General features: G+C 64.5%; 12 protein-coding genes. 3 read left to right on the top strand and 9 right to left on the bottom strand.

All coding sequences use genetic code 11. The annotated features are described in order from the left end of the window. Positions 1 to 3: 3 nt before the first annotated feature. The 8 genes from E3N85_RS02860 to E3N85_RS02825 all read right to left on the bottom strand — a co-directional run bounded on the left by E3N85_RS02860 (position 4) and on the right by E3N85_RS02825 (position 8765). A complete protein-coding gene (locus E3N85_RS02860; RefSeq protein WP_134459163.1) occupies positions 4 to 882 on the bottom strand; it encodes a shikimate dehydrogenase in 879 nt (292 codons plus the stop codon). After that, positions 875 to 2332 (bottom strand): endolytic transglycosylase MltG, encoded by a 1458-nt coding sequence (mltG, locus tag E3N85_RS02855; protein ID WP_241978268.1) that lies wholly within the window; start codon positions 2330 to 2332, stop codon positions 875 to 877. The genes E3N85_RS02860 and mltG overlap by 8 nt, the downstream gene beginning before the upstream one ends. Before the next feature lie 2 nt (positions 2333 to 2334). After that, positions 2335 to 2805 (bottom strand): Holliday junction resolvase RuvX, encoded by a 471-nt coding sequence (gene ruvX, locus E3N85_RS02850; protein WP_134459438.1) that lies wholly within the window; start codon positions 2803 to 2805, stop codon positions 2335 to 2337. Positions 2806 to 2903: 98 nt separating this feature from the next. Beyond that, a complete protein-coding gene (gene alaS, locus E3N85_RS02845) occupies positions 2904 to 5558 on the bottom strand; it encodes an alanine--tRNA ligase (protein ID WP_134459161.1) in 2655 nt (884 codons plus the stop codon). Positions 5559 to 5628: 70 nt separating this feature from the next. Continuing rightward, on the bottom strand, positions 5629 to 5877 hold the full coding sequence (locus tag E3N85_RS02840; RefSeq protein WP_241978267.1) for a hypothetical protein: 249 nt from the start codon (positions 5875 to 5877) through the stop codon (positions 5629 to 5631). 132 nt (positions 5878 to 6009) lie between these two features. Next, positions 6010 to 6381 (bottom strand): DUF948 domain-containing protein, encoded by a 372-nt coding sequence (locus E3N85_RS02835; RefSeq protein ID WP_134459159.1) that lies wholly within the window; start codon positions 6379 to 6381, stop codon positions 6010 to 6012. A gap of 135 nt (positions 6382 to 6516) precedes the next feature. Further along, positions 6517 to 7146 carry a 30S ribosomal protein S4 gene (rpsD, locus tag E3N85_RS02830; RefSeq protein ID WP_092107727.1) on the bottom strand — a complete coding sequence of 210 codons (630 nt, stop codon included), beginning with the start codon at positions 7144 to 7146 and terminating at the stop codon, positions 6517 to 6519. 278 nt (positions 7147 to 7424) lie between these two features. Next, positions 7425 to 8765 (bottom strand): replication-associated recombination protein A, encoded by a 1341-nt coding sequence (locus tag E3N85_RS02825; RefSeq protein WP_134459157.1) that lies wholly within the window; start codon positions 8763 to 8765, stop codon positions 7425 to 7427. A gap of 108 nt (positions 8766 to 8873) precedes the next feature. On the opposite strand from E3N85_RS02825, the gene E3N85_RS02820 reads away from it, so the two are divergent. The 3 genes from E3N85_RS02820 (at position 8874) to E3N85_RS02810 (ending at position 11862) form a co-directional block, all read left to right on the top strand. Then, positions 8874 to 9707, top strand: a complete 834-nt coding sequence (locus E3N85_RS02820; protein WP_134459155.1) for a peptidylprolyl isomerase — start codon at positions 8874 to 8876, stop codon at positions 9705 to 9707. A 110-nt stretch (positions 9708 to 9817) separates the two neighbouring features. Beyond that, complete coding sequence (locus tag E3N85_RS02815) at positions 9818 to 11050, top strand: DUF349 domain-containing protein (RefSeq protein WP_174722449.1); 1233 nt, start codon at positions 9818 to 9820, stop codon at positions 11048 to 11050. Positions 11051 to 11265: 215 nt separating this feature from the next. Beyond that, a complete protein-coding gene (locus E3N85_RS02810) occupies positions 11266 to 11862 on the top strand; it encodes a type IV toxin-antitoxin system AbiEi family antitoxin (protein ID WP_166783836.1) in 597 nt (198 codons plus the stop codon). A gap of 6 nt (positions 11863 to 11868) precedes the next feature. On the opposite strand, the gene E3N85_RS02805 is transcribed toward E3N85_RS02810, so the two are convergent. After that, positions 11869 to 14124, bottom strand: coding sequence for a bifunctional (p)ppGpp synthetase/guanosine-3',5'-bis(diphosphate) 3'-pyrophosphohydrolase (locus E3N85_RS02805; protein WP_134459151.1), 2256 nt, complete (start codon positions 14122 to 14124; stop codon positions 11869 to 11871). Positions 14125 to 14205 lie beyond the last annotated feature (81 nt).

The raw sequence follows: 14205 nt of genomic DNA, 5'->3' as shown, positions 1-14205 counted from the left end.
TTCCTATCTTTCCACAGCATCATGAGGGCCAGTGTCACGGGTCAGAGCGCCGCGCATGGCCGCGAGCACGGCCGCCTCATCGGGCAAGGGCTCGAACGGGTCGGCGGTGACAAACACCCGCACTTGGATGAGCGCCTGATGCAACAGCATTCCGAGACCGTCGAGCACGCTTCCGCCGGCGACCTGCCACGACGTGGCCACCCCACTCGGCCACGGTGAATAGGCCACGTCGAACAAGACCGCCCGTTTCCGCAGCGCGAGCGGCAGCGGTGCGGGCAGCACGGTTCCCCCGGGCAGGGTGCTGATCACGACGTCGCTATCGACCGGGGTGGAGCCGCCAAATCCTTGGAGGTCGACGACCACACCGAGCGACCGGCCGAGTTCGATTAGCGGCTGCGCTTTCTGCGGATCCCGCGCCAGCACCGTGACGAATTCAGCGCCGAGTTCCGCCGCCGCCACCAGGGCGGATGCCGCCGTCGCGCCGGCTCCGAGCAGGGTCACGTGGGTTGCCCGGGTGATGTCACCCTCAGCCAGTGCGCGCACCAGACCCGCAACATCCGTGTTGTACCCGCTCAGCGTTCCGCGACCATTCACCTTGCGCAGCAGCACCGTATTGACCGAACCGGTCAGCTGCGCCACCCGATCGCAGTCGTCGATGAACGGCAGCACCTCCTGCTTGAGCGGCATGGTCAGTGACAGACCGCGCCATTCGGGCCCGACCTTGCTCAGGAACATCGCCAGGGAGCCCGATTTCACCTCGACGGCGTCGTAGGACCAGTCGAGATCCAACTGCCGGTAGGCAGCCCGGTGCAGCAACGGCGAACGGGAGTGTTTGATCGGCGAGCCAAGGACGGCGAGCCGATTCGGCGTGAGACTATCCATATTCGGGGTGCTCCCTCATCCAGTTCTGCCAGACGACAACAGCAGCATCGTGTTCTGCCACCGTGGTGGAGAACACCGTCTCGCCGGTGTCGAGGTTTACGGTCACGAAAAACAGCCACGATCCATCGAGCGGGTGCAGGGCGGCATCGATGGCCAGGTCGCCCGGGTTGGAGATGGGGCCAACGACCATGCCGGGATGCACGTAGGTGTTGTAGAGGTTGCCGGCATCGCCGCGTTCAGCGTCGGTCGTGGTCACGAGGTGCGTGTTCCCGGTACCGTAGGCGACTGTTGCGTCGGACTGCAGCAGGCCGCTCTGCCACTGGGCGGGATCCAGCCGGTTGCGAAAGACCCGAGACACCTTGTAATAGTCGTCGCGCAGGCCGGCTTCCCGCTGAATCAGTGAGGCGAGCACGACGGTCGACCAGCGGTCCTCGGCGGCAACTGCGGCAGAGTCGAGGGCCTTGAACTGGCGATTCACCATGGTCTGCAGTGCGATCTGCGCGGTGTCCCCCGGCGCGAACGTATAGGTGGCGGGAAAGAGAAAGCCCTCGAGCGTTGCCGCTTCGGCCGGCAGTCCAAAGGATGCGACGTTCGCTGCGGCGGCCTGCAGATCAGCGAGGGGAATGTCCGTTCCCTCGGAAATCAACTGCAGTACATCGACGGCCGCTGTGCCCTCGGGCACGACCACGGTGCGGTTCAGTCGTGTCTTCGCGTCGAGCAGGGCAGCGAGGGCCGTACTCGCGACCATTTTCGTCTTCAGCTGGTAGGCGCCGGGCTGGAACACCGGCTCCGGGGTCGTCTGCAACAAAATCCTGTAAAACGCATCGAAGCTCTTCACCACGCCCTGGTCGACGAGGGAACTGGCGATGTCCGAGCCGCCGTCACCGTCGTGGATCATGACGACCACATCTTCACCGGCGACCGCTTCCTCCGCCGTGAAATCGGCCGGTCCCTGAGTGGCCGCGATGATCTGGGAGATGGGACCCTGAAAGAAGAACACCGTGCCGGCCAGGAGCGCAGCCAGCACGACGAAGACGATCAGGCAGCCCCAGGCGCCCTTGTGACCGCGCTTTTCCCGGGGCGGTTCGCCAGCGAGAAGCGACCGCCGATTCGCCCGACCGCGGCCGGAATCACCGCTGTCGTTCGCCATCAGATTGTGCATCGGATCAGCGATGGCATCGGTTGCGCGACCGATCGTCGTGGGAATTGGAGCGGCCTCCGTCGGCCGACGCGGCACTAGTGGTGCAGCGGAGGCGACCGAAGGCCGGGCTGGTTCAGACTTGATCTCCCCCACAGCCAGCTGCTGCGCGGCGGCCTGCTGCGCGGCTGCCTCCTGCGTGGCTGCCTCCTGCGCGGCGGCCTCCTGCGCGGCGGCCTCCTGCGCGGCGGCCTGCTGCGTGCGCAACTGACGGCGGCTCGGCAGCTGATTTTCAGGGATGGAACTCGGCACCGTTACGGCCTCTCGGTCGGTTCGACGGGCGAGCCTGGCGGTCGCCCCGAGGCACGCTCGCTGTCGAGCGCGTGTTGCAGAATGATAGTCGCGGCTACCTGATCGATCACTGGTCGTTGCGTTTTCGCTGAACGACCGGATGCCCGCAACGCCGACTGCGCCGACACGGTCGAGAGCCGTTCGTCGACCAGACGCACCGGCACGGAGAGCGTGCGGGCGAGCCGGTCGGCGAAATCGATCGCGTCGTCGGTCGATGCCGTCACGTTGCCCGACAAGGCCAGCGGGAGGCCCACGATGACCTCGACGGCGTCAAGCTCGAGCACCACCGTGCGGATGCGGGCGACGTCGGTCACTCCCGACTGGTCGCGGGCGACGGTCTCGACCGGTGTGGCGAGCATGCCGTGGTTGTCGCTGCGGGCCAGGCCGATCCGCACCTTGCCGACGTCGACGCCAATCCGCACCCCCGGGCGCATGCGGGGTGCGGGCGTCACCGTGGCAGGCACGACATCGCCCGCCGCGATCTCCGATCTGTCGGTCCGACGCCAGGCGGGGGTTCGGTCGGAGCGCATCGTTAGCGGCTGACCGCCGCAACGACGGCCTGCAACGCGGCCGGGATGGCGTCACCATTGGGGCCGCCACCCTGCGCGAGGTCGTCCTTACCGCCGCCGCCACCGCCGAGAATTGCAGCGACGGTCTTGGCGAGGGCGCCGGCCTTGTGCCCGGCAGCCCGAGCAGACTGGTTGGTTGCGACGATCACGACGGGCTTGTCACCGGCAATGGCCGAGAGCGCCACGACGACTGCGTCGGTGCCGAGGCGTTCCCGGGTATTGAGGGCCAGCATCCGAACATCGTCCGGGGAAGCGAGCACACCGAGGTCCTCGGCAACAACGGTCACGGCGCCGACCCGGCGAGCCGAGGCCAGCAGGGCCGGAACCCGGTCGGTCAGGGCGCGGGCTTCGAATGCGGCGATTTTCTTCTCCGCCGATTTGAGGCTCGTGACGAGGTCGCTGATGCGCTCGGGTAGCTGGTCGCGAGGAGTCTTCAGGCTCGAGGTGAGCTGTGACACCAGGGCGCGTTCGGCGGCAAGGTCGCGGAACGCCTCGAGGCCGACGAGCGATTCGACGCGGCGGTTGGCCGATCCGACCGAGGCCTCGCTGATCAGGTTGATCATGCCGATCTCAGCGCTGCTGCTCACGTGGGTGCCCGCGCAGAGTTCGCGCGACCAGGGACCACCGATGTCCACAACGCGCACGACATCGCCGTACTTCTCACCGAACAAAGCCATGGCGCCGAGCGCCTTCGCCTCGGCGAGGGGCAGCTGCCGCGTGGTGACCGGAAGATTGTCGCGGATGGCATTGTTGGAGATCTCCTCGATCTCCGCGCGAGTCGCCGGTGACAGCGCCTGGTTCCAGGAGAAGTCGAGGCGAAAGAACCCGGCCTTGTTGTACGAGCCGGACTGGTGGGCGTTCGGGCCGAGTACCTGGCGCAGTGCAGCGTGCAGAACGTGAGTGCCTGAATGCGCTTGGCGCGCGCCGCGGCGCCAGCTCTCGTCGACCACGCTTGTCGCGCTGTCGCCCACACCGACTTCGCCGGACTGCACCAGCACCTTGTGACTGATCAAGCCCTTGACCGGCTTCTGCACGTCGAGCACCTTAAGCTCGTAGCCGGGGCCGACAATGAGGCCGGCATCCGCTTCTTGCCCGCCGGATTCGGCCCAGAGGGCGGTTTCGGCGAGAATAACTTCGGCAGTCTCGCCGGCGACCGCGCTCGTCACGGATTCGCCGTCAACGATGAGTCCGAGCACGCCCGACTCGTTCCGCAGGTCGTCGTACCCCGTGAAGACCGTCTCGCCGAGGGCGCGGAAGGCGCTGTAGACGCCGAGGTCGGCCAGGGTCGTCTTCTTGGACTTCGCATCGGCCTTGGCCATGGTGCGCTGCTTGGTCATCAGCACGTCGAAGGCGTCACGATTCACGCTGAGGCCGGCTTCTTCGGCGATCTCGAGCGTGATCTCGATCGGAAACCCGTAGGTGTCGTGCAGCAAAAAAGCAGTCGGGCCGGCCAGTTCGGTTTTGCTGGCCTTTTTGGTCTTCGCGACGGCCAGGTCGAGCACGGCACTGCCGCTTGCGAGGGTGCGCAAAAAGGTTTCTTCTTCGGCGAAGGCGGCCTGGCTGATGCGCCCGAAGTCGCTCTTCACCTCGGGGTAAGCGGCGCTCATGGCGTCACGCGAGGCGGGCAGCAGTTCGGGCATGCTCACGGTGTCGACGCCGAGCAGGCGCATGGCGCGCACACTGCGACGCAGCAGGCGGCGCAGAATGTAGCCGCGACCCTCGTTGGACGGCATGACGCCGTCGCTCATCAGCATGAGCGAGGACCGCACGTGGTCAGCGACGATGCGCATGCGAACGTCGTCGTCGTGGTCTGCGCCGTAGCGGCGACCCGACAGGGCGGCCGCGCGGTCGAGCACCGGGCGTACCTGGTCGATCTCGTACATGTTCTCGACGCCCTGCTTGAGAAAAGCGACGCGTTCGAGGCCCATGCCGGTGTCGATGTTCTTCTTCGGCAGGTCGCCGAGAATCTGAAAGTCGCTCTTGCCCGTGCTTTCACCGCGCAGGTACTGCATGAAGACCAGATTCCAGATTTCGACGTAACGGTCGTCATCGGTGGCCGGGCCGCCGTCAGCGCCGTAGGCGGGGCCGCGGTCGAAGAAGATCTCCGAGCAGGGGCCGGCCGGTCCTGGCTGGCCGGTGGACCAGTAGTTGGAGTCCATGCCAAGGCGTTGGATGCGGTTATCCGGCACTCCAAGTGCCCGCCAGTAGCGGTACGCCTCATCGTCGTCGAGATAGATCGTGACCCAGAGTTCGCTCTCGCGAAACCCGTAGCCGCCCTGGTTCTCGGGGGTGGTGAGCAGTTCCCAGGCGAAGCCGATGGCTTCTTCCTTGAAGTAGTCACCGAAGCTGAAGTTGCCGTTCATCTGAAAGAAGGTGCCGTGCCGCGGAGTCTTGCCGACCTCTTCGATGTCGTTGGTGCGAATACACTTCTGCACGCTCGTGGCGCGGGGGTACGGAGCGGGAACCAGCCCGGTGAGGTACGGCACGAACGGCACCATGCCCGCCACGGTGAAGAGAAGGGTGGGGTCGTCGCTCACCAGTGACGCGGACGGGACAACGGTGTGTCCACGATCGGCGAAGAAGTCGAGCCAGCGCCCGCGAATGTCAGCAGTCTGCATGGTGTCCGTAGCTTTGGTGGTGCATGAATGTTGTGATGCCGTGAAATTGAGGGGTGCTGGAGCGGTGCTTCTACCGGTGGGCGGATGCTTCGGGCGCGCTGGGTGCTGGCGCATCACCCGCGGCGTCGGCGACGTGGCCGAGTGCGGCGTGCAGCTCGGCCTCGCGCTCGCGGTAGCCCTCAGATATGGCCTCGCCGAATTCGCGTGCCTTGGTGTCGAGTTCGGTGAAGAACGCTTTGCCCTGCCGGGTCTTGTTGACCTCGTGGGCAACTACGAAGCCGGCGGCCACGCCGATGACCAACCAGATGACATTCTTCATGGCACTTCTCCCTGAATCTGCGCGGCCTCTGACCGAGTCAATAGAACCGCATCGACTGAGGCCGGGTACCGCTAGCCTTGGCTATCGATAAGTCGGGCGCGGGAATATCAACGCCGTCTCCAGAGTAGCCGGTCAACCCCGGTTGCGCCCGGACCGCGGCCGCCCGGCGCGAAAGGCCGCCACTACCCCGGCCGAGAACCCGGCGAGCTTGATCAGCGGCCCGCCGACCGTCGCCGCGACTAACGCGACAAGCGCTGAGACGTTCCCGGTGACATCCGCAACGTTGCTCGTGATGGTATCGACCCGGGCGAGCTGCTGGTTGGTTGAGCGGATCGTCTCTGTCGTTTCCGCGAGCATCGGGGTGATTCCCTCGGTGAGTTCCTGGATGGCCGCGGTCGTCTTATCGAAGACCCGGCCCAGCTTGACCAGCGGAATGGCGATGACGGCGACCAAAATCGCGAACACGCCGGCAGCGATGAGTCCGGCAATATCTCCACCTGACACGGTGACTCCACTTCGCTCGATCGGCTCCTGCGGAGCCCGGGTATACAAAAGAGCGGATCACCCTGGGGTGATCCGCTCTTCAGCGTACCGGTTTCGAACAGCCCGAAGGTTATTGAGAACCAGTCGAATTGCTAGCTATCGAGCTGCGTAGTACTCCACGACGAGCTGAACTTCACACGTCACGGGAATCTCGATGCGCTTCGGGGCGCGCACGAGGCGGGCCTGAAGCTTGTCGAGCTCAACCTCGAGGTACGGCGGGAGCTTGGGGAGCAGGTCGACGTGTCCGCCGGCTGCTGCAACCTGGAAGGGCTCCATGCCCTCGCTGCGAGCCTTGACGTGCATGAGCTGGCCCGGCTTCACGCGGAAGGAGGGCCGGTCAACAAGTTCTCCGTCAACGAGGATGTGACGGTGCACGATCATCTGACGAGCCTGAGCCGTGGTGCGCGCAATCGCGGAACGGACGAGGAGAGCGTCGAGACGGGTCTCGAGGATCTCAACGAGGTTCTCACCGGTCAGTCCCTGACGACGACGAGCCTGCTCGAAGGCAATCTTGAGCTGGGCTTCGCGGATGCCGTACTGGGCGCGTAAACGCTGCTTTTCGCGCAAACGAACGGCGTAGTCCGAATCGGTCTTGCGCTTGGTGCGGCCGTGCTCACCGGGTGCATAGGGGCGCTTCTCCAGGAAGCGGGCTGCCTTCGGCGTGAGGGCGATGCCCAGGGCGCGCGAGAGGCGAGTTTTACTGCGGGTACGTGACTTGGTAGACACGGTTTCCTTTCAATCGGACTCAATAACAGGGATACCAGGGCGAGTGCGTATCACTACAGCACAAACGTCATGGGAGATCAGAGGATTGGGTGCCATGGGATGTTCGGCTACAGAACGATTCCCCTCCAAGCTGGAAACGGACGCAGCCGCATGCCGAAACCAGTTGTAGACAGAGTCAAGGTTAGCACACCGCTTCATCCGCTCCTCGCTCCAACATCCAATCCGCAACCCCGCGGAAAACCCGCCATCGCGGCAAGTCCAGAGCGGAGGGCGGAGAATTATTCGTCGCGGACGATGCGGCGGATTTTCAGGAGGCGGGCGGAGATGTCGCGCTCGTGGCCGTGCTCGGTCGGCTCGTAATAGCGGGTGGTTTTCAGCTCCGTTGGCGGGTACTGCTGGGTGACCACGCCGAGCGCATCGTCGTGCGGATACAGGTAACCCTTGCCGTGACCGAGTCGTTTGGCACCGGGGTAGTGCGCGTCGCGCATGCCCTTGGGTACGCGGCCCATCTTGCCGGCCCGCACGTCGGCGATCGCCGCGTCGAGGGCCATGTATGCGGCGTTGGACTTGGGTGCGGTTGCGAGGTGCACGACGGCCTGGGCCAACGGTATCCGACCCTCCGGCATGCCGATCAGTTGCACGGCGTCGGCGGCGGCGACGGCGATGAGGAGCGATTGCGGGTCGGCCATTCCGATGTCTTCGGAGGCGAGGACGATGATGCGGCGGCAAATGTAGCGCGGGTCTTCGCCGGCCTCGATCATGCGCGCCAGGTAGTGCAGCGCGGCGTCGACGTCACTGCCGCGCACCGATTTGATGAACGCGCTGATCACGTCGTAGTGCTCGTCACCGTTGCGGTCGTAGCGCAGCAGCGCACGATCAACGGCGAGGGAGACAATATCGGTCGTGATCACTGGCTTACCGGTCGCTCCCGCTTCGAGCGTTGATTCGGCTGAAACGGATGCCGCCTCTAGCGCGGTCAGTGCCCGCCGGGCATCACCAGAGGCGAGTCGGATGATCGCGCCGCGGGCCTCAGGTTCGAGTTCGAACCGGTCGGCCAAGCCGCGCGCATCGGTGACGGCACGATCGACGACGATGCCGAGGTCGTCGTCGCTGAGAACTTCGAGGGTGAGCAACAGGGAACGAGACAGCAGGGGGGAAATGATCGAGAACGATGGGTTTTCGGTCGTCGCGGCGACCAGGATGACGACGCCGTTTTCGACCCCGGGCAGCAAGGTGTCTTGCTGGGCCTTGGAGAAGCGGTGGATCTCGTCGAGAAACAGTACCGTCGCCAGACCGTACAAATCGCGGTTGGTGCGGGCATCTTCCATCACCTGGCGCACATCACGCACACCGGCCGTGACGGCGGACAACTCAACGAACCGTCGCCCGGAGCTGTGCGCGATGGCCTGCGCAAGCGTGGTTTTTCCGGTGCCGGGCGGCCCCCAGAGAATGACCGACACGCTGCCGCGTTCCCCCGTCTTGTCGCTCGCGAGGCTCACGAGTGGCGAGCCCGGTGTCAGCAGGTGACGCTGGCCGGCGACCTCGTCCAGGGTTTTCGGGCGCATTCGTACGGCAAGGGGGGTCGCACCACTGCGCAGACCTGGTTGAGCATCGGACATTCTTCCAGCGTAGTTTGTGCGTAGAGTTCTACGAGGTTGGGCGCGTTAGTGCCTGGATCACGTTTTGTTCGGTCGTCGCCAACCCCGACGGCCTTGGAGGGGTTCCAAGTGGCTTCGAATTACAAGCTTGAGCGTGCAGCACGTGAAGAGCGCGGACGTGTTCGTTCCTATCAGGCTAGACGGGCCGTGCACGAGTACCAGCAGAAGCGGCGCGTGCGCGACAACCTGATCGCCGGCGGCGGACTGCTCGTCGTACTGACCGTGATCGTGGTCGCCCAGGTGTTCTACTTCAACGGCGGTCCTGGCACCCCGGCCGCGACCGACACGGCAAGCGCCACCCCTGCCGCGACCCCTGCCGCGACGCCCGCTGCCACGGCAGCCGCCGGTGAGAACCTCGGCGACGTGCCGGCGAGCACCCTCGCTGAAGGCCGCACCTGGACCGGAACGCTCACTCTCAACGATGTCAAGCTCGGCATCGAGCTCGACGGCGCGCTGGCCCCGCAGGGGGTCTCGTCCACTATCAGTCTCGCCCAGAGCGGCTTCTACGACGGAGTCAGTTGTCACCGGCTCACCACTGGCGGGTTCTTTGTGCTGCAGTGCGGCGATCCCGACGCCGGGAACACGAGTCCGGACGCCACGCACGGCCCCGGCTACAGCTACGGTCCGGTCGAGAACGCCCCCACCGACAACGTCTACCCGGCCGGTACGCTCGCGATGGCCCGGCAGGGTGGGAACGGCTTCAGTATGGGCAGCCAGTTCTTCGTCGTGTACGACGACACCACCATTCCCTCGGACGCTGGCGGCGGTTATACGGTACTGGGGCACGTCACCAGTGGTCTCGATGAGCTCACGGCCACGGTCACTGACGCGGGCACCGCGGATGGTTCCGGGGACGGTGCCCCCAAGGTGCCGACTTCGATCACGGGGATAACAGTTCAGTAGGATCGATCGATCCCCCTGCGCTATTGCAATAGGCTTATACCGGTATTTCCTGGTTCCGCACTCCTCACTCCCGCGGATCCACACACAACAACTCAGCAAAGGTGACGCTCTTGACTACGACAGATCAGCAACCATGGGGTCGCGTAGACGAAACCGGCACGGTGTACGTGCGCGAGGCAGAGGGTGAACGCGCTGTCGGCCAGTATCCGGATGCCACTCCGGAAGAGGCCCTCGCCTACTTCGAACGCAAATATGTTGAGCTCAATGGTCAGGTCACCCTGCTCGAGCAGCGAGCGAAGGGTGGAGCTCCGGCCGCGGACATTGCCAAGTCGGTCGCCAACTTGACCGTTGCGGTCGCCAATGCCAACGCGGTCGGAAACCTGGCCGCGCTGGCCGAGCGGCTCGGCGCCCTAGGCGGAGCCGTCAGTGAGCTGACCGAGCAGCAGAGCATCGAGACGAAGGCCGCATCCGCTGCCGCCGTCGCCGAGCGGGCCGAGATTGTGACCGAGGCCGAGCGCCTGGCCGCCGAAGACCCGGCCAAGACACAGTGGAAGCAGACCAGCGCTGCTCTCGACGCCTTGTTCGCCAAATGGCAGGCGCACCAGCACGACGCTCCCCGCATTCCCAAGGGTGAGGCCAACGACCTATGGAAGCGTTTTCGGGCCGCACGCACCACCATCGAGCAAAACCGCAAAACGTTCTTCGCTGAGCTCGACAGCGCTCACAAAGACGTGCGCACGAAGAAGCAACATTTGATCGAACAGGCCGAGGGTCTCGCCCCGCGGGGCGCCGATGGCGTCTCGGCGTATCGCGCCCTGCTCGACGAGTGGAAGAAAGCCGGTCGCAGCGGTAAGAAGCAGGACGACGCCATGTGGGCGAAGTTCAAGGCCGCTGGTGACGTGCTCTACTCGGTCAAGAGCGAGGTTGACGCTCAGGACAACGAGGAGTTCTCCGCCAACCTGGTGCAGAAGCTCGAACTGGTGACCGAGGCCGAGACCCTGCTCAGTACCACCGACCGCAACGCCGCGCGCGACACGCTCACCACGATCCAGCGCAAGTGGGACCTCATCGGCAAGGTTCCCCGCGACCAGGTCAAGCCGATCGAGGATCGCCTTCGCAAGGTGGAAGCGGTGGTGCGCAAGCTCGATGACGACCATTGGAAGCGCAACAACCCGGAGACCAAGGCCCGCACCGAGGGCCTCGCCGGCCAGCTGAACGATGCGATCGCCAAGCTCGAGGCTGAACTGGCCACGGCCCAGAAGGGGCAGAATGCCCGCGCCATCAAGGACGCGACCGAAGCACTCGAAGCCCGTAAGACCTGGCTCAAGGCCATCGGCCAGTAGCCAGCGCAGCTCCGTAACCAGCACGGCTCAGCAATCAGCACGGTTCAGCAATCAGCACGGCTCAGTAACCAGCACGGCTCAGTAACCAAAGCGGCTTAGAAACCAGCACGGCAGCAGAACCCCGCGAAGTTATGCACCGTCAATGCGTAACCGCTTTATCCACAGATCCAGGCTCCTTGGGGAGTCTGGATCTGGTTCAGCGCAATTCTGGTGGCATGACACAGCATTGGGGACGAGCGTTCACGCTCAGCGATCTGCCGCTCGCCGAGCTCTGCGGTGCCCGTCTTGACGGGCAGGTCTTTCAAGTCGCCGATTCCTGGTGCGTGATCGATGAAATAGACGGATGCTCCAATCGGGCCCTCGCCGCCAGCCAGCTGGTCCCGCCCCGCGCCATCGCGGAACAGTTCACCGCCGCGTGGATTTACGGCGTGACTCCAGAGCCGCGCCGCCACCAGTTCTGTGTGCTGATCGGCGCGCGGACGACATCACTGTGGTCACCGCGGGTTCGGGTACGCGAAATTGTGCGGACTCCCGATGACGTGCGCACCATTTCGGGAGTGAGGGTCACCACTCCCCTGCGTACCGCCGTCGATCTCGCCCGCTATACACCGACGTCGATGGCACCGTTCAACCTGACCGCCCTGCTGGCCCGCCTGTTGCACTACGGCGAGTTTCCCGATGTATCGGCCGCTGTGAGCCTGTGCAAGCGCGGCAGCCCGGCTCACGGCACAGTCGCCGTCGCCCGATTCGCGGCCGTCAGCGTCGCCCTGTCCGCGCTCCGTCAGCAGAGCGAACCGGGCAGCACGATCTAGTTTCGGTTAGCCGTCGCTGACCCGGTAGACGTCATAGACAGCATCGATGCGACGCACGGCGTTCAGCACGCGGTCGAGGTGGGTGGTGTCCCCCATCTCGAATACGAAGCGGCTGATCGCCAGGCGGTCTCTTGAGGTGTTGACGGTGGCCGAAAGAATGTTCACGTGGTGCTCCGACAGCACGCGGGTGACGTCGGAGAGCAGTCCAGAGCGGTCGAGGGCTTCGATCTGAATATGCACGAGGAACAGGCTCTTCGAGGTGGGGGCCCACTCGACCTCGATCATACGTTCGGGTTCTAACAGCAATGATTGCACGTTGTGGCAGACCGCCTGGTGTACCGAGACGCCGGCGCCGCGGGTGACGAAGCCGACGATTTTATCTCCGGGCACCGGAGTGCAGCAGCGGGCGAGCTTGACCAGAATGTCCGGCGCGCCGCGCACGAGCACTCCCGAGTCCCCGTTGCGGGAGGTTTGCGGCCGACCCCGGGCTGCAATCGGATAATCGATGCTGTCGTTGTCTTCGATGCTCTGCACCGAGGAGACGACCTTTTCGAGCACGGATTGGGTTGAGACATGCCCCTCACCGACGGCCGCATACAGCGCCGACACATCTTCGTACTTGAGGAGAGCCGCAACCTCCGCGAAAGAGTCCTGATTCATCAGCTTCTGCAGCGGAAGGTTCTGCTTGCGCATGGCCCGCGCGATCGCGTCGCGGCCCTGTTCAATGGCCTCGTCGCGTCGTTCCTTGGTAAACCACTGCCGAATCTTGTTGCGTGCCCGGGGGCTCTTGACGAAGTTGAGCCAGTCCTTGCTCGGGCCGGAGTCGGGGTTCTTCGAGGTGAACACCTCGACAACGTCGCCCGTGACGACCTCACTCTCGAGCGGTACCAGGCGGCCGTTGACCTTGGCGCCCATGGTTCGGTGGCCGACCTCGGTATGCACCGCGTAGGCGAAGTCGACCGGCGTAGCACCGGAGGGGAGGCCAATGACACGGCCCTTAGGCGTGAAGACGTAGACCTCTTTGGCACCGATCTCATAGCGCAAAGAGTCGAGGAACTCGCCCGGGTCGGCCGTTTCAGCCTGCCAGTCAGAAATGTGGGCGAGCCAGGCCATGTCGGTGTCGCTCTGGGGCCCGGCACCGCCGGCACTTTTGCCGTTGACCTGTTCCTTGTACTTCCAGTGTGCGGCGACGCCGAATTCGGCGCGCTGGTGCATCTCGGTGGTGCGAATCTGAATTTCTACGGCGCGACCGCTCGGCCCGAGCACCGTCGTGTGTAGCGACTGGTACAGGTTGAACTTCGGCGTGGCGATGTAGTCCTTGAACCGGCCGGGCAGCGGCGTCCACCGAGCGTGGATGGAACCCAGCACCGCGTAGCAGTCCCGCACGGAGTTCACCAAAACGCGAATACCGACGAGGTCGTAGATCTCATCGAACTCACGGCCACGCACGACCATTTTCTGGTAGATCGAGTAATACTGCTTGGGTCGACCGGCGACCTTGCCACGAATGCGCGCCGATTTGAGGTCGTCGCTGATGGTGTCGATGACCTGCTGAACGAACTCCTCGCGCTGCGGCGTGCGCTGCTTGACCAGGCTTTCGATCTCGGCATACAACTTGGGATACAGCACGGCGAAGGACAGGTCTTCGAGTTCCCATTTGATCGTCTGGATGCCGAGGCGGTGCGCGAGGGGTGCGTAGATTTCCAGGGTCTCAGTGGCCTTGCGCACGGCGGATTCGTTGGGCACGAAACCCCAGGTGCGCGCATTATGCAGCCGGTCGGCGAGTTTGATGATGAGCACCCGGATGTCTTTGGACATTGCGACGATCATCTTGCGTACGGTCTCGGCCTGAGTCGAGTCGCCGTATTTCACCTTGTCGAGCTTGGTGACCCCGTCAACGAGCATGGCGATTTCATCGCCGAAATCGGCGCGCAGGGCATCGAGCGTGTAATCGGTGTCTTCCACGGTGTCGTGCAGCAGGGCGGCAGCGATGGTTTTGGTGCCGATTCCAAGATCAGCCAAGATCTGAGCCACGGCGACGGGGTGGGTGATGTACGGCTCGCCGCTGCGACGCAACTGCCCGTCGTGAGCTCGCTCGGCGGCGGTATACGCGCGTTCAATGACCGACAGATCGACCTTGGGGTGATTCAGCCGAACTGTCTTGATCAAACGATCCACAGCACCGGCAGGCTGCGCCCGGGAGAAGATGCGCGGAACCAGACGGCGCAGCGATGCCGGGGAGGGGGTCGTCGTGTCCGTCATAGTCTCACCTCGGCTTCACGCCCGGCAGAACACGCGGGCTGTGCTTGCGTACTGTCAATTATGCCGGTTCTGCGGCAGCCA

Source organism: Cryobacterium sp. Hz9 (genome assembly GCF_004402825.1).
Lineage (GTDB): Bacteria > Actinomycetota > Actinomycetes > Actinomycetales > Microbacteriaceae > Cryobacterium > Cryobacterium gelidum.
Note: the sequence above shows the minus strand (reverse complement) of the source record. Positions and strands in the feature narration are given on the sequence as shown.